The 18317-nt window shown below is 66.5% G+C and carries 16 protein-coding genes; 11 read left to right on the top strand and 5 right to left on the bottom strand.

Annotation, left to right across the window (positions count from 1 at the left end; genetic code table 11):
• Window positions 1–102 precede the first annotated feature (102 nt).
• From moeA to phoU, 3 genes are all read left to right on the top strand, one after another.
• Window positions 103–1356: a molybdopterin molybdotransferase MoeA gene (moeA, locus tag GO606_RS08590; RefSeq protein WP_169117549.1), complete on the top strand. Its 1254-nt coding sequence runs from the start codon at window positions 103–105 to the stop codon at window positions 1354–1356.
• 30 nt (window positions 1357–1386) lie between these two features.
• Window positions 1387–2049 carry a ribose-5-phosphate isomerase RpiA gene (gene rpiA / locus GO606_RS08585; RefSeq protein ID WP_169117548.1) on the top strand — a complete coding sequence of 221 codons (663 nt, stop codon included), beginning with the start codon at window positions 1387–1389 and terminating at the stop codon, window positions 2047–2049.
• An 81-nt stretch (window positions 2050–2130) separates the two neighbouring features.
• On the top strand, window positions 2131–2835 hold the full coding sequence (gene phoU / locus GO606_RS08580; protein ID WP_169117547.1) for a phosphate signaling complex protein PhoU: 705 nt from the start codon (window positions 2131–2133) through the stop codon (window positions 2833–2835).
• Window positions 2836–2917: 82 nt separating this feature from the next.
• Here phoU and GO606_RS08575 read toward each other — a convergent pair whose 3' ends face one another.
• The 5 genes from GO606_RS08575 to GO606_RS08555 all read right to left on the bottom strand — a co-directional run bounded on the left by GO606_RS08575 (window position 2918) and on the right by GO606_RS08555 (window position 8693).
• Window positions 2918–3190, bottom strand: coding sequence for an oxidative damage protection protein (locus GO606_RS08575; RefSeq protein WP_169117546.1), 273 nt, complete (start codon window positions 3188–3190; stop codon window positions 2918–2920).
• Window positions 3191–3193: 3 nt separating this feature from the next.
• Window positions 3194–4861, bottom strand: coding sequence for a sensor domain-containing diguanylate cyclase (locus GO606_RS08570; protein ID WP_425532204.1), 1668 nt, complete (start codon window positions 4859–4861; stop codon window positions 3194–3196).
• Between the two features lie 121 nt (window positions 4862–4982).
• Window positions 4983–6338, bottom strand: coding sequence for an amino-acid N-acetyltransferase (argA, locus tag GO606_RS08565; protein ID WP_169117545.1), 1356 nt, complete (start codon window positions 6336–6338; stop codon window positions 4983–4985).
• Window positions 6339–6440: 102 nt separating this feature from the next.
• Window positions 6441–7952, bottom strand: a complete 1512-nt coding sequence (gene pap, locus GO606_RS08560) for a polyphosphate:AMP phosphotransferase (protein WP_169117544.1) — start codon at window positions 7950–7952, stop codon at window positions 6441–6443.
• 18 nt (window positions 7953–7970) lie between these two features.
• Entirely contained in the window at window positions 7971–8693 is a 723-nt protein-coding gene (locus GO606_RS08555; protein ID WP_169117605.1) for a 16S rRNA (uracil(1498)-N(3))-methyltransferase, read from the bottom strand.
• Window positions 8694–8734: 41 nt separating this feature from the next.
• Here GO606_RS08555 and GO606_RS08550 point away from each other — a divergent pair, with 41 nt between their 5' ends.
• From GO606_RS08550 to GO606_RS08515, 8 genes are all read left to right on the top strand, one after another.
• A complete protein-coding gene (locus GO606_RS08550) occupies window positions 8735–9292 on the top strand; it encodes a thioredoxin family protein (protein ID WP_169117543.1) in 558 nt (185 codons plus the stop codon).
• Window position 9293: 1 nt separating this feature from the next.
• A complete protein-coding gene (locus GO606_RS08545; protein WP_169117542.1) occupies window positions 9294–10103 on the top strand; it encodes an inositol monophosphatase family protein in 810 nt (269 codons plus the stop codon).
• 115 nt (window positions 10104–10218) lie between these two features.
• Window positions 10219–11094 carry a phosphoribulokinase gene (locus GO606_RS08540; RefSeq protein WP_169117541.1) on the top strand — a complete coding sequence of 292 codons (876 nt, stop codon included), beginning with the start codon at window positions 10219–10221 and terminating at the stop codon, window positions 11092–11094.
• Between the two features lie 145 nt (window positions 11095–11239).
• Window positions 11240–13273, top strand: a complete 2034-nt coding sequence (gene tkt / locus GO606_RS08535; RefSeq protein WP_169117540.1) for a transketolase — start codon at window positions 11240–11242, stop codon at window positions 13271–13273.
• Between the two features lie 44 nt (window positions 13274–13317).
• Window positions 13318–14334, top strand: a complete 1017-nt coding sequence (gene gap / locus GO606_RS08530; RefSeq protein ID WP_169117539.1) for a type I glyceraldehyde-3-phosphate dehydrogenase — start codon at window positions 13318–13320, stop codon at window positions 14332–14334.
• Between the two features lie 63 nt (window positions 14335–14397).
• A complete protein-coding gene (locus GO606_RS08525) occupies window positions 14398–15582 on the top strand; it encodes a phosphoglycerate kinase (RefSeq protein WP_169117538.1) in 1185 nt (394 codons plus the stop codon).
• 34 nt (window positions 15583–15616) lie between these two features.
• Window positions 15617–17065, top strand: a complete 1449-nt coding sequence (gene pyk / locus GO606_RS08520; RefSeq protein WP_169117537.1) for a pyruvate kinase — start codon at window positions 15617–15619, stop codon at window positions 17063–17065.
• A 215-nt stretch (window positions 17066–17280) separates the two neighbouring features.
• On the top strand, window positions 17281–18303 hold the full coding sequence (locus GO606_RS08515) for a peptidoglycan-binding protein (RefSeq protein ID WP_169117536.1): 1023 nt from the start codon (window positions 17281–17283) through the stop codon (window positions 18301–18303).
• Window positions 18304–18317: the final 14 nt, after the last annotated feature.

Here is an 18317-nt window from a genome sequence, read left to right as displayed (position 1 = left end):
AGCGGCGGCATCAGCGATGCGACGAATCGCCTCACGACCAGACGACCGTGCGATGATAATGAACAGTCTGGCGCTACGCCGCCGCGTCAAGGGATGAGAGTCATGAAACAGAACTCCGCCGGGAAATCCGCGCCGCGGTCCCCGCATCTGACCACTGCTGAAGCGCGACGAACGATCCTCGAACGCCTGTCGCCGATCGGCGGGTGGGAACGCGTCGCGGTCCGCAACGCGCTCGGACGGGTTTTGCTCGAGGACGTGATGGCGCCGTGCAACGTGCCGGCACACGACAACTCCGCGATGGACGGCTATGCCGTGCGGTTCCGCGATCTCGATCTCCGGCACGATACCGCGCTTGCGGTGGTAGGCACCGCGTTCGCCGGCAAGCCGTTTTCGGGCATCGTCGGTGCGGGACAGGCGGTACGGATCATGACCGGTGCGCCGATTCCGCAAGGCGCCGACACCATCGTCGTACAGGAAATGGCCCGCGCCGGCGACGGCCAGGTGTTCATCCCGCCGGGACAGCAGGCAGGGCAAAACCTGCGCCGGGCGGGCGAGGATCTCGCCCTCGGCAGCGTCGCACTGCCGGCTGGCAAACGCTGCGGCCCGGCCGAACTCGGCCTGATCGCTTCGCTCGGCATCGCCGAAGTCACGGTGCGCCGACGCCTGCGCGTTGCGTTCTTCTCGACCGGCGACGAACTCGCGTCGATCGGCAAGCCGCTCGCACCCGGCGAAGTCTACGACAGCAACCGCTACACGCTTTTCGGCGCGCTTTCCCGTCTGGGCTGCGACATGCTCGACATGGGCGTCGTGCCCGACAACCCGGCGGCCCTCGAAGCCGCTTTTCGCGGTGCCTCGGCCGATGCGGACGTGATCCTCACCAGCGGCGGCGTTTCCGTCGGCGAGGCCGACTTCATCCGCGAGCTGGTGAATCGCCTCGGCGAAGTCGCGTTCTGGAAGATCGACATCAAGCCGGGCCGGCCGATGGCTTTCGGCCGCGTCGGCGATGCCTGGCTGTTCGGCCTGCCGGGCAATCCGGTCGCGGTGCTGGTCACTTTTTACCAGTTCGTGCAGGATGCCCTGCTCGTCCTCTCCGGCGTCTCGCCGCTGCCGGAACCCGCGCTGTTCGAAGTCCCGTGCGGCGAAGCGATCCGCAAGCAGGCCGGCCGCCGGGAGTTCCTGCGCGGCCAGCTGGGAACGGTCGACGGCCGGCAGACGGTGCGCCTCGCCGGAGCGCAGGGCTCGGGGGTGCTGCGGTCGATGTCCGAGGCGAACTGTTTCATCGTCCTGCCCGAGGAGCGCGGCGACGTGGCGGCCGGAGAACCGGTGATGGTGCAGGTTTTCGACGGACTGATCTGAAGCGGCGTTTCACCGGATGGACATTTCACCATGACCCAGGACGAACTCAAGAAGGCGGCCGCGATCGCGGCACTCGACTACGTCGAAGACGGCATGATCGTCGGCGTCGGCACGGGCTCGACCGTCAATCATTTCATCGACGGTCTCGCCAACATCAAGGACCGCATCGTCGGAGCGGTGTCCAGTTCGGAAGCCAGTTCGCGCCGCCTGCAGGGCCACGGCATCCCGGTTCTGGATCTGAACGACATCACCGACCTGCCGGTGTACGTGGATGGGGCCGACGAGATCGATGCCGGATTTTGCATGATCAAGGGCGGAGGCGGCGCGCTGACCCGCGAAAAGATCGTCGCGGCGGTTGCGCGCCGGTTCATCTGCATCTGCGACGCGAGCAAGAAGGTCACCTGTCTCGGCCGCTTTCCGCTGCCAGTCGAGATCATTCCGATGGCGCGCGCCTACGTCGAGCGCGAACTCGCGCGGATCGGCGGCCGGCCCGAACTGCGCGAGGGGTTCGTCACCGACAACGGCAACCTGATCGTCGACGTGCACGGCTTGATGATCACCTCACCGCGCGCGCTCGAAACCGAGCTGAACCAGATTGTCGGGGTGGTCACTAACGGCCTGTTCGCGCGCCGCGGAGCGGATGTGCTGCTGCTGGCAACGCCCGCCGGGGTCGAACGACAGGTTGCAGACTGAGCAGCGCACGCTCCCGACGCTCACCTGAAACATTCCGGTCACTTTTTACTGCTAGCCTCCTCGCACACAGAGGATTCCGACATGCCGAGCAAACACACTCTTACTCATTTCGACACCGAACTGGAAGCCATCCGCAAGCGTCTGCTGGAAATGGGCGGTCTCGTCGCGCAGCAGCTGAGCCGCGCGATCGACGCGCTGGGCAGCGGGGACATGGCAACGATCGAAGCGGTCATCGAAGACGACCGCCGCGTCAATGAAGAGGAAGTCGCACTCGACGACGCCTGCATCCAGCTCATTGCACGACACGGGCCCACAGCGGGCGACCTGCGCATGGTCATGACGATGATCCAGATGATCACCGATCTCGAACGGGTCGGCGACGAAGCCAAGAAGATCGCGAAGGCGGGCAAGCAGATCATCGGCTCCGAGGTGATCTTCGTGCCGAAAGTCGAACTGCGGCACGTCGCGGCGATGGTCGTCGACATGCTGCAGCGCGCGCTCGACGCCTTCGCCCGCATGGATCCCTCCTCGTCGGCCGACATCGCCCGCCAGGACAAGGAAGTCGACGCGATCTTCAAAGGCATCATGCGCCAGCTGATCACCTACATGATGGAAGATCCGCGGCTCATCACGCGCGCGCTCGACGTGCTGTTCATTGCCAAGTCGATCGAGCGAGTCGGGGACCACGCCAAGAACGTGTCGGAATACGTGGTGTATATGGTCAGGGGCCGCGACGTGCGCCACGAAGGGATCGAAGCGCTGGAGCGCGAGTCGGGCAGGCGCTGAGAGGGCTGCTGCGGCCGGAAAAACGAAGGGATGACCCGCAGGTCATCCCTTCTTCGTTTGCAGCCGCGGCATGCGCCGGGATTTACTGTGCGGGCGGAACGTAGCCGCCAACCTGGTCCGCGCCACCGCCGAAGAAATGCTTTTCCATCTGTTCGGCGAGGTACTTCCGCGCCCGCGCGTCCATCAGGTTGAGGCGATTTTCATTGATCAGCATGGTCTGGTACTTCACCCACTGCTGCCAGGCTTCCTTGGACACATTGTCGAAAATGCGCTTGCCCAGCGCGCCTGGCACTGGCGGCAGGTCCAGCCCTTCCGCTTCGCGCCCCAGCTTGATGCAATTGACCATACGGGCCATCGTTCAATCCCCTCTGCAAATGGGTTCATCGGATTCTGAAGGCGCCATTCTATCGGATTCGTGCGCCTCGCTCCCGGCCAGCGTCCATCTGTCGCGTCCCCGATTCTTCGAGCAGTACATCGCCTGATCGGCAACCGCGATGAGCTGCTCCGGGGTGTCCGCGTGCTGCGGGAACAACGCGATCCCGAGGCTCGCGGTGAGGCCGGTGGAGCGGCCCTCGAATTCGAAGCGCTGCGTCCTGATGACTTCGAGGATGCGGCGCGCCAGTTCGCATAGATCCCCCTCTTCGGCATCCGGCACCAGCACGCCGAATTCGTCGCCGCCGAGGCGGAAGAACATCTCGTTGCGCCGGATCACGCCGCCGACGGCCTGGGCGAGGCCGACGAGCACTGTATCGCCCGCCTGGTGACCGAACTCGTCGTTGATCGGCTTGAAGCCGTCGAGGTCGATCGCGATCAGTCCGACGCGGACTTCGTGGCGGGTCGCTTCGGCCAGCAGGCGATTCAGCTCCTCGTGGAAACGCCGCCGGTTGAAAAGGTTCGTCAGCGGATCGCGCTCGGCCAGTTCCACCATCTTCCGGGCGATCTTTCGCTCTTCGGTGACATCCTCGTAGATCCACACCCGCCCGATCCAGCGCCGGCCCTGGGCCGACTCCACGACCGTGGACACGTCGGTGACGATGCGTCCGTCGCGCAGGCTGATCTCGTGCGCTTCGCTGACACCATGCATCTGCAGCACGCCCGCGATGTGCTCGAAATACGCTTCGGGTTGCTCGAGCAAGGGAGCCACGCGGCTTTGCAGCACCACGTCGCGCATCCCGATCAGGTTCTCGTCGGGCGCGAACCCCCAGATGCTGAGCATCGCGCGATTGTAGTAGAGGACCCGGTGATCACGGTCCATGAACAGGATGCCGAGGCGGATCACGTTGAGCAGCGCCGAAAGGCGTTGGCGCTCATCGTTGCTGCGGGCCAGATAGCGTTCGCGAAGCGCCTGTGCGCGACGCAGCTCGGTCACGGTCTCGAGCAGCTTGTACTCGGTTTCCTTGCGCGCCTGGATGTCCTCCGCGGACATGCGCAAACCTGCCGGATGAGTCGAATCGTCGCCGAGCCGCCGCCAGTGGCATGCGACCCAGCAGATGCGCCCGTCGGCACGCATCAGGCGCATCTCGAAATTCGCCGGCGGGCCACCCTCGGCGACTTTCCGCGCCATGCGCAAACAATAATTGCGGTCCGACTCATGCACGAGGAAGACGATCGCGTCCGGCGCTCCGAGGCATTCCTCAGGCGTGCGGCCGGTGATGCGGTGGATCGACGGGCTGATCCAGACGAGGCGCCCGGCAACATCGAAAAGCGCCTCGAGGCCATACACCCCTTCGGCTATCTCCCGCAGCCGCCGTACCTCATCCGACGCCGCGTCGAGACGCGCGAGGGCGTCCTGCGGCCGAACCTCCCGTGACGGCGCGAGCGGAATTGCCGCGTCGGCGTCGAGCCGGTCGAGCCGCGCCGCAATCTCGAGATTGCCCTGCTCCCTTTCGCGCGCCCGGCGCAGCCTGTCGCAGCGCACGGCCGCCCCGGCCAGCAGACCGATCGCGGCGATCGTGATCACCGCCGCCAGACGCGCGCCATCGTCACCGATATACTTTCCGATTCCGACGGCGAACGCCGCAAGCATCGCGGCGACCACGCCGGCGAGCACCGGAAGCAGCTTCGCGTCGCTCCCTTCGCCGCTCAAGTCGTCGCCTCCTCGCACAGTGCGAGGGACCTCTGTGCGGCAGGCAATGCATCGCGAATGCTCATAACGGCTTCGTGAACACCTTGGAGCGGCGCTGGTAGTTGTAGAGTTCGCGCTTCTGCCGCGGCAGGGCGTCCGGCCCGATCTCGCTGAAGCCGCGCTCGCGGAACCAGTGGGCGGTGCGCGTCGTCAGCACGAACAGCCGCTCGAGGCGCTGCGCCCGCGCGCGCTGTTCGATCCTTCGCAGCAGTTGGTCGCCCAGTCCCGCCCGCCGGTACTCGGGAGTCACTGCAAGGCAGGCGAGTTCGGCGGCGCGTTCGTCGCTGAACGGGTACAGTGCAGCGCACCCAACCAGCACTCCGTCGTGTTCGACGACAGTGAAGCGGTCGACTTCCTGTTCGAGCAGCTCGCGGCCCCGCCGCACCAGCGTGCCGTCCGCTTCCATCGGCGAGATCAGCGCGACCAGCGCGGCGACGTCCTCGACCGTGGCTTCGCGCAAGCCGAATAGCGGATCGCGCGACACGACGGTGCCGACTCCGGCGTGCGTGAAAAACTCCAGCAGCAGGCCGCCGTCCTTGTCGTGGTCGATCAGATGCACGCGTGCGACGCCACGGCGCACGGCGCGGATCGCACAGGGCAGGTAAAGATCGAGATCCTCGGTCAGCCCTTCGCCGGCGTTGAACATGCGCTCGGCCTCGTCGGCGGTGACGGAATCGATCAGATGCTGGTCGGCATCCAGCAGCCCCGGCGCGTCGCACAGGTAGATGAGCTTTTCGGCGTGGACCGCTATCGCGACCGCTTCCGCGACCTCTTCCATCGACAGATTGAAAATCTCTCCGGCCGGCGACACCCCCAGCGGAGTGATCAGCACGACGTTCTGCTGATCGAGATCGGCGTTGATTTCCTCGGCGATGATCTTGCGCACCGCTCCCGTGTACAGGTAGTCAACGCCCTCGACGACGCCGACCGGGCGCGCGGTGATGAAGTTGCCGCCGGTGATCCGCATGTAGCTGCCCGCCATCGGCGTATTCGGCAGCCCTTGGGACAGCAGCGCTTCGACCTCGATGCGCGTCACCGCCATCGCCGCCTTGACGCATTCGAGCGCGTCGGCGTCGGTCACGCGCAGGCCGTTGTGGTAGCGCGGCTCGAGACCGCGCCTTGCCAGTTCGGCATCGATCTGGGGACGCGCGCCATGCACAAGAACGAGCCGGATTCCCAGCGCCGCCAGCAGGTTGCAGTCGTACGCGAGGCTTTGCGCGCGGGCGCCGGCCGCGACTTCGCCGCCGAAGCCGATCACGAACGTCCGGCCGCGAAACGCGTGGATGTAGGGCGCCGCCCCGCGCACCCAGGCGACGAACTGGTCGGTGCTCGCAGTAACTTCGGTTGCGGCACGGGAGGGAGTGGTTTGCCCGTTCAAGCGATCACCGTCAGGAGTTTTTGAGCTGTGCGCGCGGTCGAAGCGACTGCGCGGAGCCCGCAAGGTCTCCATTCTAACGAAACAGGGGCGCTGCGCATGCGCTTACCGCCTCCCGGAACGCGAAACGTCGTTTTTCAGCTCGTTTTCAAGTCGTGCGCAGAGGGTTTGCAACACTTTGATACGTGCAAACAACTTGTTTTCCGCTTCGACCAGCGTCCAGTGCGACGTTTCGGTGCTGGTTCGGTCGACCATGTCGCACACCGCCCGGACGTAATCGTCCCAGCGCTCGCGGTTGCGCCAGTCGTCGTCGGTGATCTTGAAGCGCTTGTGCGCTTCGGCCTCGCGCGCCCTGAACCGCAGCAGCTGCTCGTCCTTGCCGATTTGCAGCCAGAACTTGACGACGATCCCGCCGGCGGCGGCGAGCTGATCCTCGAAATCGTTGATTTCCGAGTATGCGCGCATCCAGTCCGCCTCGGAACACAAGCCTTCGACCCGCTCGACGAGCACACGTCCGTACCACGAGCGGTCGAAGATCGCGACCTTCCCCTGGCGCGGCAGATGGCGCCAGAAACGCCACAGGTAAGGCTGCGCGCGCTCTTCTTCAGTCGGCGCGGCGACCGGAATGACGTGATAGAGGCGCGCGTCGAGCGCGGCCGTCACACGACGGATCGCGCCGCCTTTTCCCGCCGCATCGACGCCCTCGAACACCAGCACCAGTGACCGTTCGCGAAAAGCTGCATGGCGCGTGAGCAGCGCGAGCCGGCCCTGGTAGCGCTCGAGGAGCTCATCGTAGGTGTCCCGCTCGAGCGGCTGGTCGAGAGTCAGGCTGTTGAGGATGTTGCGCTCGTCGAGCACCGGCGGCAGCGGCGCCTGGGTCTGTCGCGGCGTCCAGCCCTTGGCGGCGACGTCGAGGCGTTTGCGCATCGCGTCGAGCAAGGTGCGCCCGACAAGCAGCGCCCGGAAGCGCGGGTCGGAACCGTCGACGATCAGCCACGGCGCCTCGCCGCTGCTCGAATGGCGCAGCACATGCTCGGCGACCCTGCGGTAGCGAGCGTATTGCGCGTAGTACCTCCAATCCTGCCGGGTGACGCGCCAGCGCGTGCGCGGATCCTTTTCCAGCGCCTTCAGCCGCTTCCTCTGCCCGTCCTTCGACAGGTGGAACCACAGCTTGACCAGCAGCACCCCTTCGCGCACCAGCATCGTCTCGAAGCGCTTGATTTCGTCGAGATGCTGGTCGAGCTCGGGCTTCTTGCTGAGCCGCTCGACCCGTTCCCGGATCGGATCGGTGTACCAGTTGCCGAACAGCACGCCGATCTTGCCGCGTGGCGGCAGCGCGCGCCAGAACCGCCACATGAACGGGCGTTCCGCTTCGTCAGTGGTCGGCGAATCGAACGCCCAGCTCTGGATGTGGCGCGGGTCCATCCACTCGTTGAGCAGGTTGACCGTTTCCCCCTTGCCCGCGCCATCGATACCGTTGATCAGCACGACGACGGCGAAAGCCTTCTGCTCGAGCAGGTCGAACTGCGCGTCGAGCAGCTGCGCGCGCAACTGCGGCTCCACCGCGTCGTATTCGGCCTTGTCGATCTTGTGGCCGAGCTCAGCCGACTCGAACACGTCGCCTCCCGTCCGGCTTCAGAAATCGCCCCACAGCGCCTGCAGCGCGGCAATCGCAGCGAGCCCGGCGGTCTCGGTGCGCAGCACCCGTGGCCCGACCCCGACGGGAACACACCCCGCGGCCCGGCACATCGCGAGCTCCTCGTCCGACCAGCCGCCTTCGGGGCCGACGAGCAGGTGCAGCGCGGCATCGGGGCGGGCGAGCGACGCCAGCCGCCGGCCATCGACGGGCGTCAATACGAGCCTCGACGCCGCTGCGGCGCTGGCAAGATACTCGCGCAGCCCGCTGATCGGCTCGATCTCCGGCACGCGATTGCGCCCGCTCTGTTCGCACGCGGAGATCGCCACCTGGCGCCAGTGCGCGACACGCTTGTGCGCACGCTCGCCCGACAGCTTCAGCACGGAACGCTCGGCCTGCAGCGGGACGAGCGCCGACACGCCGAGCTCGACGGCCTTCTGCACGATCCAGTCCATCTTCTCGCCGCTCGCGAGCGCCTGCACCAGCACCAGGGACAGCGGCGACTCGCGTTCCAGCGCGTGGTGTTCGCCGCGTACCGCGAACGCGTCCCGGCCGCGCACTTGCAGCCGTGCGGCCAGCTCTCCACCGCGTCCGTCGAACAGCACCAGCGGGTCGCCGTCGCGCAGGCGCAACACGCGCAAGGCGTGGTGCGCGAGCGCATCCGGCAGTTCGATGTCGCCCGAACCGGGCAAGGGGCAAGGAAAAAAGAAGCGAGAAATCATCATGCTATTATAAGGAAACCCTTGTCTTCCGGAGCTTCTCGATGGTCGCCACGACAACTCCGCTGTGCAATTTCGGCTGGCCGGCGCCGGACTTCGACCTGTCGGGCGTCGACGGCAAGCGTCATACGCCTGCCTCGGCACGCGGGCCCAACGGCCTGCTGGTGATGTTCATCTGCAATCATTGCCCGTACGTGAAGGCCGTCACCGACAAGCTCATCCGCGACACGCGCGAGCTGGCGGAGCACGGCATCGGCAGCATCGCGATCATGGCGAACGACCCGGCCGACTATCCCGAAGACTCGTGGGACAACATGGTGCGCATCGCCCGCGACCTCGACTTTCCGTTTCCGTACGTGCTCGACGCAACGCAGGTGGTCGCGAAAGCGTACGGCGCGGTGTGCACGCCGGATTTCTTCGGCTTCAACAGCCGGCTCGAGCTGCAGTACCGCGGCCGCCTCGACGCATCGGGGCGCGGCCCGACCCCTGCCGGGGCGCGCCGCGAGCTCTTCGACGCGATGCTGCAGGTCGCGCGCACCGGCGAAGGGCCACGCGAACAGACCCCGAGCATCGGCTGCTCGATCAAATGGCGGGATGCGTGACATGCCGACTGTCGGGCAACGACTCGCCTGTGCCCGTGCGCTCGAATCGGTCGTGCGCGACATCGCCCGCGAAGTGATCCTGCCGCGCTATCTGAAGACCGCGCGCAATCGCAAGCCGGACGGGTCGCTGTTCACCGAGGCCGATCTCGAATCGCAGGACCGCTTCATCGAAGCCCTGCCCCGCCTGTTGCCCGGCCCCGTGCTCGGCGAAGAAATGAGCGGCGAAGAGCAGGCGCACCTGTGGAGCAGCGGGCGGTCCGGCATGTGGTGCATCGATCCGATCGACGGCACCACCAACTTCGCCAACGGCATTCCGTTCTTCGCCGTGTCGATCGCGTATCTGGTCGAACAGGAAACCCGCTTCGGTGTCGTCTATAACCCGGTCACCGACGAATCGTTCTACGCGGCGAAAGGCGCCGGGGCGTTCCTCAACGGTGTCGAGCTCCCTCTCCGTCCTGCTGCGCCGCGCCTGCACGACGCGGTCGCCGGCATCGACTTCAAGCGCATCAGCCATCACCTCGGCGACGAACTCGCGGTGCGGCCGCCCTATTTCTCGCAGCGCAACTTCGGCTCGAGCGCGCTCGAATGGTGTTTCGTCGCCGCCGGCCGGCTCGATGTCTACCTGCACGGCGGGCAGATGCTGTGGGACTACGCGGCGGGCCGGCTGATCCTGGCCGAAGCCGGCGGGGAGGCGGCGGCGCTCGATGGCGGCTCGCTGATGGCCGGCCCGGCGATCAAGCGCGGCATCATCGCCGCGGCCAATCCGACGCTGTTCCTCGAGTGGCGCAACTGGGTGGCCGCGCACTCCTGACCGGCCCGATCCGGCTTCCGGCCGGCAGCTTCGCCCCGCGCCACGAACCTCACCACTTTCAAGATCACCGCTTTCAAGATCACATTTCCCACGAACCTGCCCGCGGAACTTCGCCATGTCCATGAAACATCCGATCATCGCCGTGACCGGTTCCTCCGGCGCCGGCACGACCACGGTGAAACATACGTTCGCCGCGATCTTCCACCGCGAGCGCGTCAACGCCGCGATCGTCGAGGGCGACAGTTTCCATCGCTACACGCGCAACGAGATGAAGCGCCTGATCGAGGATGCTGAACGGGTCGGGCAGCGCGGCATCAGCCATTTCGGGCCGGAAGCGAACCTCTTCGAAGAGCTCGAGAACCTGTTCCGCGCCTACGGCGAATCGGCGACCGGCCGCAGCCGCTCGTACATCCACAACGAGGAGGAATCGGCGCGCCTCGGGCTGCCGATCGGCACCTTCACCGAATGGGAAGACCTTCCCGTCGGCACCGACTGCCTGTTCTACGAGGGGCTGCACGGCGGCGTCGTCGCCGACAAGGTGGATGTTGCGCGGCACGTCGATCTGCTGATCGGCGTCGCACCGGCGATCAATCTCGAATGGATCCAGAAACTGCACCGCGACACCAGGATTCGCGGCTACTCGATGGAAGCCGTGCAGGACACGATCCTGCGCCGCATGCACGACTACGTGCATTACATCGTGCCGCAGTTCTCGCTCACGCACATCAACTTCCAGCGCATCCCGATCGTCGACACCTCGAATCCGTTCATCGCACGCGATGTGCCCACGCTCGACGAATCGATGGTCGTGATCCGCTTCAAGGACCCGCGCGGCGTCGATTTTCCCTATCTGCTGCGTATGATTCACGAATCGACGATGTCGCGCGCCAATTCGATCGTGATTCCCGGCGGCAAACTCGATCTCGCGATGCAGCTGATCCTGACGCCGCTGATCTGGAAGCTGATGGAACGCCGGCGGCAGTGGGTATAGACACGCTCCGATATCTTGGGGCGGCGGCAATAGCTTTGCCGCGCCAGACACTTATCCGTTTTGCGGCGCAGCACGCGCTACCCCATCGCTGCCGTTTTCGGCGATAATTCCGCTTTTTTCAAGCCGTCACAGGCCAGAGAAAGCCATGCCGCCAGCCGCACACACGAACCCGCGCAACGTCACCCCCCCGGTCTTCAACCCGGTCACCGGCGCGATTCGCGCGCTCGCGATGGACGCCGTCCAGCAAGCCAACTCGGGCCACCCGGGCGCCCCGATGGGCATGGCCGAGATCGCCGAAGTCCTGTGGCGCCGTCACCTGCGCCACAACCCGGCGAACCCGCAATGGGCCGACCGCGACCGCTTCGTGCTGTCGAACGGCCACAGCTCGATGCTGATCTACGCGCTGCTGCACCTGACCGGCTACGACCTGCCGATCGAAGAACTCAAGCGCTTCCGCCAGTTGCACAGCAAGACTCCCGGCCACCCCGAGTATGGCTACACGCCGGGTGTCGAGACGACCACCGGGCCGCTCGGCCAGGGCCTCAGCAACGCCGTCGGCATGGCGATCGCCGAGAAGGTGCTCGCCGCTGAATTCAACCGGCCCGGCCACGCCATCGTCGATCACCACACCTACGTGTTTGTCGGCGATGGCTGCCTGATGGAAGGCATCTCGCATGAAGTCTGCTCGCTCGCCGGCACGCTCGGCCTCGGCAAGCTGATCGCCTTCTATGACGACAACAGCATTTCGATCGACGGCGACGTCGCGGGCTGGTTCACCGACGACACGCCGAAGCGCTTCGAAGCCTACGGCTGGCACGTCGTGCGCGACGTGCAGGGCCATGTGCCGGCCGAGATCGACGCCGCGATCCGCGCCGCGAAGGCCGAGACCGGCCGGCCGACGCTGATCTGCTGTAAGACGGTCATCGGCGCGGGCTCCCCGGCCAAGCAGGGCGGCCACGACTGCCACGGCGCGCCCCTCGGCGCCGCGGAGATCACGGCCACGCGCGCGCATATCGGCTGGACCCACGCGCCGTTTGAAATCCCCGCCGATGTCTACGCCGAGTGGGACGCGCGCGAAGCCGGCATGGCCCGCGAAGCCGACTGGAACGTGAAGCTCGCCGCGTACGCCGAGTCCTTCCCCGAAGCCGCCGCCGAGTTCGAACGCCGCATGAAGGGCGAGCTGCCGGCGAGTTGGGCGCAGCATGTTGACAGCGTGCTCGCGAAGTTCGGCGAGAAGGCCGAGACGATCGCGACGCGCAAGGCGAGCCAGAACTCGATCGAGGCGTTCGCGCCTGCGCTGCCCGAGCTGATCGGCGGCTCGGCCGACCTCGCCAGTTCGAACCTGACGCTGTGGTCCGGCTCGAAGGGCGTGTCGAAGGATTCCGGCGGCAACTACATCTACTACGGCGTGCGCGAGTTCGGCATGGCCGCGATCGCCAACGGCATCGGCCTGCACGGCGGGCTGATCCCCTACACCGCCACCTTCCTGATGTTCAGCGAATACGCGCGCAACGCGCTGCGGATGGCGGCGCTGATGAAGCTGCGCCAGGTGTTCGTGTTCACGCACGACTCGATCGGCCTCGGCGAGGACGGCCCGACGCACCAGCCGGTCGAGCAGACTGCGACGCTGCGCCTGATCCCCAACATGGACGTGTGGCGGCCGTGCGACACCGTCGAAACCGCGGTCGCCTGGGCGAACGCGATTGAACGCCGCGACGGCCCGTCGTCGCTGCTGTTCTCGCGCCAGAACCTGCCGTTCCAGGCGCGCAACCCGGAGCAGGTCGCGGCGATTCGCCGGGGCGCCTACGTGCTGTCGGAAGCGGCGAACGGCAAGCCGCAGGCAGTCGTCATCGCCACCGGTTCGGAAGTCGGCCTGGCGATGGCAGCGCAGCAGGCGCTCGCCGGCGACGACATCCATGTGCGCGTCGTGTCGATGCCCTCGACCAACGTGTTCGACCGCCAGGAAGCCGCGTACAAGGCGTCCGTGCTGCCGTTCGGCGTCCCGCGCGTCGCGGTCGAAGCCGGCGTTACCGGCCTGTGGCACAAGTACGTCGGCCTCGAAGGCGCTGTCGTCGGCATCGACACCTTCGGCGAATCCGCTCCGGCGGGGGACCTGTTCAGACATTTCGACATCACCGCCGACGCGGTCGCGCGCGCCGTGCGCTCGGTCCTTCTTTAACCGCCCCGTTCCATATTCCTATATTCCTCGAGGGAGATTCTTCGATGACCATCAAAGTCGCCATCAACGGTTACGGCCGGATCGGCCGCTGCACGCTGCGCGCGCTGTACGAGCTGGGCCTGCGCGACCAGTTCGAGATCGTGGCGATCAACGCCTCCGGCGATCTCGCCACCAATGCGCACCTGACCCGCTACGACACCACGCACGGCCGTTTCGCGACCCCGGTCGCGACCGAGGGCGACCACCTCATGATCGTCGGCGACGACCGCATCCCGTTCTTCTCGACGAAGGACCCGCTGGCGGTCAACTGGGGCGATCTGGGCGTCGACGTGCTGCTTGAATGCACCGGCGCCTACACATCGAAAGCGAAGGCCGAGGTGCTCCTGAAGCAGGGCGCGAAGAAGGTGCTGATCTCCGCCCCCGGCGGCGACGACGTCGATGCGACGATCGTCTATGGCGTGAACCACGACGTGCTGACCCGCGACATGACGGTCGTGTCGAACGCGTCGTGCACGACCAACTGCCTCGCGCCGGTCGCGAAGGTGCTGCAGGACAACATCGGCATCGAGCAGGGCCTGATGACCACCGTCCACGCGTACACCAACGATCAGGTGCTGGTCGACGTGCGCCACAAGGATTTGCGCCGCGCGCGCGCTGCCGCGCACAACATCATCCCGACGAAGACCGGCGCAGCGAAAGCCGTCGGCCTCGTGCTGCCGGCGCTGAAAGGCAAGTTCGACGGCTTCGCGCTGCGTGTGCCGACGATGAACGTGTCGCTCGTCGACCTCACCTTCACTGCCAGCCGCGCGACTTCGAAGGAAGAGATCACCGCGCTGATGAAGGAAGCTGCGAACGGGGCAATGAAAGGCGTGCTGGCGGTCAACGAGGAGCCGCTGGTGTCGATGGACTTCAACCATGACGCACACTCGTCGGTGTTCGATGCGACCCAGACGCGCGTCATGGACGGCACGCTCGTCAAGGTGCTGGCGTGGTACGACAACGAGTGGGGCTATTCCTGCCGCATGCTCGACGCCGCCCGCGTTTTCCACCAGGCCAAATAACCGTCCACCGACTCCCGACGCCCTGCTCTTCGCAGGGCGTTTTTCCATCCGGAAGAAATCCCCATGAACGTCAAGAAACTCGCCGACCTCGACGTCGCCGGCAAGCGCGTCTTCATCCGTGCCGACCTCAACGTGCCGCAGGACGAAGCAGGCAACATCGTCGAGGACACCCGCATCCGCGCGTCGCTGCCGTCGATCCGCTACTGCCTCGAACGCGGTGCCGCCGTCATGGTCACGTCGCACCTCGGCCGGCCGGCCGAAGGCGAATGCCGCGCCGAAGACACGCTCGCGCCGATCGCCGTGCGCCTCGGCGAGCTCCTCGGCAAGCCGGTACGCCTGATCCGCGACTGGGTCGAAGGCGGCTTCGAAGTCCGGGCCGGCGAAATCGTGCTGCTCGAGAACTGCCGCTGCAACAAGGGCGAGAAGAAGGACAACGAGGAACTCGCGAAGAAGATGGCCGCGCTGTGCGACATCTACGTGAACGACGCGTTCGGCACGGCGCACCGCGCCGAAGCCACGACCCACGGCATCGCGCGCTTCGCGCCGGTCGCGTGCGCCGGCATGCTGATGGGCGCCGAGATCGACGCACTGACGAAAGCGACCGAGAATCCGGCCCGTCCGCTCGTCGCGATCGTCGGCGGCGCGAAAGTGTCGACAAAGCTGACGATCCTGAAGACGCTCGCGCAGAAAGTCGACCAGCTGATCGTCGGCGGCGGCATCGCGAACACCTTCCTGCTCGCGTCGGGCAAGCGCATCGGCGAATCGCTCGCCGAACCGGAGCTCGTCAAGGAAGCGCAGGCGATCATGGACATGATGAAAGCGCGCGGCGCCGAAGTGCCGCTGCCGGTCGACGTTGTCGTCGCCGACGAAGTGTCGGCGCTCGCGCGCGCGAACCGCATTCCCGTCGACGAAGTCGGCCCGCACGACCGCATCCTCGACGTCGGGCCGAAAAGCTCGGCAAAGCTCGCCGAGATCATCGCGCACGCCGGCACGATCGTCTGGAACGGCCCCGTCGGCGTGTTCGAGCACAACCAGTTCGCCGGCGGCACGAAGATGATGGCCTCGGCGATCGCGCATTCCGAAGCGTTCTGCATCGCCGGCGGCGGCGACACGCTGGCGGCGATCGCGAAGTTCCACATCGCGCAGGACATCGGCTACATTTCGACCGGCGGCGGTGCCTTCCTCGAGTTCCTCGAAGGCAAGAAGCTCCCCGCGATCGCCGCGCTCGAAGCGCGCTTCGCCGACTGACCCCCTCCTCCGACCGACCCGCAGCGGACAATCCATGCCACGCCACACCAAGATCGTCGCCACTCTCGGCCCCGCTTCGTCCGACCCCCAAGTGCTTGAACGCATGGTTCACGCCGGCGTCGACGTCGTGCGGATGAATTTCTCGCACGGCAAGGCGGAGGATCACGTCGCGCGGGCCGAGGCGATCCGCGAAGCGGCGTCGCTGGCGGGCCGGCCGGTCGGCATTCTCGCCGATCTGCAGGGACCCAAGATCCGTGTCGGCAAGTTCGCCGAAGGGCAGGTCGAACTGCGGCGGGATGCCGAATTCATCCTCGATGCGCGCTGCGAGACGGGCGACGCGGAGCGGGTCGGACTGGACTACAAGGACCTGCCGAAGGACGTCAAGGCCGGCGACGTGCTGCTGCTCGACGACGGGCGGCTGAAGCTGACGGTCGCGCGCGTCATCGGCCACGAGATCCACACCGTCGTCAAGGTCGGCGGCACGCTGTCGAACAACAAGGGCATCAACCGCCAGGGCGGCGGCCTGACTGCGCCGGCGCTGACCGCGAAGGACATGGACGACATCAAGACGGCGGCGAAGATCGGCGTCGATTTCGTCGCGGTGTCGTTCCCGAAGAGCGCGGCCGACATGTACATGGCGCGCCAGCTGATGCGCGCCTCGGGCGTCGATGCGCTGCTGATCGCGAAGATCGAGCGCACCGAGGCGGTCGCGAACCTCGATGAAATCCTCGACGCTTCCGACGGCATCATGGTCGCGCGCGGCGACCTGGCCGTCGAGGTCGGCGACGCCGCGGTACCGGCGCTGCAGAAGAAGATGATCCGCGCCGCGCGCGACCGCAACAAGCTGACGATCACCGCGACGCAGATGATGGAGTCGATGATCACCAGCCCGGTGCCCACGCGCGCCGAAGTCTCCGACGTCGCCAACGCGGTGCTCGACGGCACCGACGCGGTGATGCTGTCGGCCGAAACCGCTTCCGGCAGGTTTCCCGTCGAGGTCGTCGAGGCGATGAGCCGCGTGTGCCTCGAAGCCGAGAAGTCCTCCGACGTGGCGCTCGACCGCGACGTCCTGAACCGCGTCTTCACGCGCATCGACCAGTCGATCGCGATGGCGGCGATCTGGACGGCGTGGCACCTCAAGGTCAAGGCGATCGCGTCGCTGACGCAGACCGGCTCGACCGCACTGTGGATGAGCCGCCTCAACAGCGGTGTGCCGATCTACGCGCTGACGCCCGAAGCGAGCGCGCGCAACCAGATGACGCTGTACCGCGAAGTCTTCCCGCTGCTGATGTCGCAAACCCACCAGGACCGCGACGTGCTGCTGTGGGAGGCCGAGCAGATCCTGATCGACCAGGGCGTCGTCGAGCGCGGCGACCTGATCGTGCTGACGATCGGCGAACCGATCGGGGCGTCCGGCGGCACCAACACGCTGAAGATCGTGCGCGTCGGCGAACACCCGCCGCCGCACGTCGCCGAGCAGTAGACGCATCGCCGGGCCGGGACGAGGACGACGCAAGGGAATTCCCGCGCAGCGGTCGGCCAGCCGGAAAAGAAGGGGGATATCTGCCGCCGAGGCTGCGTTGAGGACAGCCGGGCGCTGACCTATACTCGAATGGCTTGAACACTGGCCGTGCGCACATGTCATGCGCGGCTCAATAAGAACTTCAGTCAGGTCTATCGCCAAGGGGACTGCGCATCATGAAGGCTCAACTCCAAACGCTCGCCCTTGCGAGCCTCACCGTCACCCTCGCGGGCTGCCTCGGATCGATGCCGGTAATATCCGGGGATAGTGGCGCGAAAACCGTCGCCACCGGCGCTGCAGGGGGCGGCACCGCCGAGAACGCCAGCGGCCAGCTCGAGCGCTGCGACCGGCCGTTTGGCACGATCGCGGTGGTCGAAGACCAGAACGCCTCGTGGTACCACATTCTGTCCGGCCAGTACCGGCTCACCTCGACGGTGCCGGTGCTGCGGCTGCTGATGCAGCAGTCGAACTGCTTCATCGTCGTCGATCGCGGCCGCGCGATGGGCAATATGCAGCAGGAACGCGCGCTGCAACAGACCGGCGAACTGCGCGCCGGCAGCAACTTCGGCAAGGGCCAGATGGTCAGCGCCGATTATTCGATGACGCCGGAAGTGCTGTTCAGCGAGCGCGGCACGGGCGGGCTCGGGGCGATCGCCGGGGCGGTCGGCGGCAGCATCGCCGGCGCGGTGGTGGGCAACATGAAAACCAACGAGGCGGCGACGCTCCTGACGCTCGTCGACAACCGTTCCGGCGTGCAGGTCGGGGTCGCCGAAGGCAGCGCGAAGAACACCGATTTCGGCCTGGGCGGGCTGATCGGCGGCGGCGGTGCGGGCGCCGGCCTTGGCGGCTACACCAACACGCCGCAGGGCAAGCTCATCGCCGGGGCGTTCATGGATTCGTACAACCAGCTCGTGCGCGCGCTGCGCAACTACCAGGGCCAGACGATGGGTGACCGCAACCTGGGCACCGGCGGCCGGCTCGGCGTCGACGGCGCTGTACAGCCCGCCGGCTATTCCGGCGGCAAAATGGGCCTGCGCGAGGCCCAGGCGAAGCTCAACCAGCTCGGCTTCGACGCCGGCGCGCCGGACGGGAAGATGGGTGGGAAGACGCAGAGTGCGCTGCGCGAATACCAGGTCGAGCGCAACATCCCGGTCACCGGCCGGCTCGACCCCGCGACACAGGCGGAGCTGCTGAAGTAGGCGCGCGTTCCGCG

This window comes from Aromatoleum anaerobium, from assembly GCF_012910705.2.
In the GTDB taxonomy this organism is placed as follows: domain Bacteria; phylum Pseudomonadota; class Gammaproteobacteria; order Burkholderiales; family Rhodocyclaceae; genus Aromatoleum; species Aromatoleum anaerobium.
Note: the sequence above shows the minus strand (reverse complement) of the source record. Positions and strands in the feature narration are given on the sequence as shown.

Coding starts and splice junctions, on each gene's coding strand:
- rpiA (WP_169117548.1), top strand. CDS start 1,387: ATGACCCAGGACGAACTCAAGAAGGCGGCCGCGATCGCGGCACTCGAC.
- gap (WP_169117539.1), top strand. CDS start 13,318: ATGACCATCAAAGTCGCCATCAACGGTTACGGCCGGATCGGCCGCTGC.
- phoU (WP_169117547.1), top strand. CDS start 2,131: ATGCCGAGCAAACACACTCTTACTCATTTCGACACCGAACTGGAAGCC.
- GO606_RS08540 (WP_169117541.1), top strand. CDS start 10,219: ATGTCCATGAAACATCCGATCATCGCCGTGACCGGTTCCTCCGGCGCC.
- GO606_RS08515 (WP_169117536.1), top strand. CDS start 17,281: ATGAAGGCTCAACTCCAAACGCTCGCCCTTGCGAGCCTCACCGTCACC.
- pyk (WP_169117537.1), top strand. CDS start 15,617: ATGCCACGCCACACCAAGATCGTCGCCACTCTCGGCCCCGCTTCGTCC.
- GO606_RS08570 (WP_425532204.1), bottom strand. CDS start 4,861: ATGCTTGCGGCGTTCGCCGTCGGAATCGGAAAGTATATCGGTGACGAT.
- GO606_RS08555 (WP_169117605.1), bottom strand. CDS start 8,693: ATGATTTCTCGCTTCTTTTTTCCTTGCCCCTTGCCCGGTTCGGGCGAC.
- GO606_RS08550 (WP_169117543.1), top strand. CDS start 8,735: ATGGTCGCCACGACAACTCCGCTGTGCAATTTCGGCTGGCCGGCGCCG.
- moeA (WP_169117549.1), top strand. CDS start 103: ATGAAACAGAACTCCGCCGGGAAATCCGCGCCGCGGTCCCCGCATCTG.
- GO606_RS08545 (WP_169117542.1), top strand. CDS start 9,294: ATGCCGACTGTCGGGCAACGACTCGCCTGTGCCCGTGCGCTCGAATCG.
- tkt (WP_169117540.1), top strand. CDS start 11,240: ATGCCGCCAGCCGCACACACGAACCCGCGCAACGTCACCCCCCCGGTC.
- GO606_RS08525 (WP_169117538.1), top strand. CDS start 14,398: ATGAACGTCAAGAAACTCGCCGACCTCGACGTCGCCGGCAAGCGCGTC.
- GO606_RS08575 (WP_169117546.1), bottom strand. CDS start 3,190: ATGGCCCGTATGGTCAATTGCATCAAGCTGGGGCGCGAAGCGGAAGGG.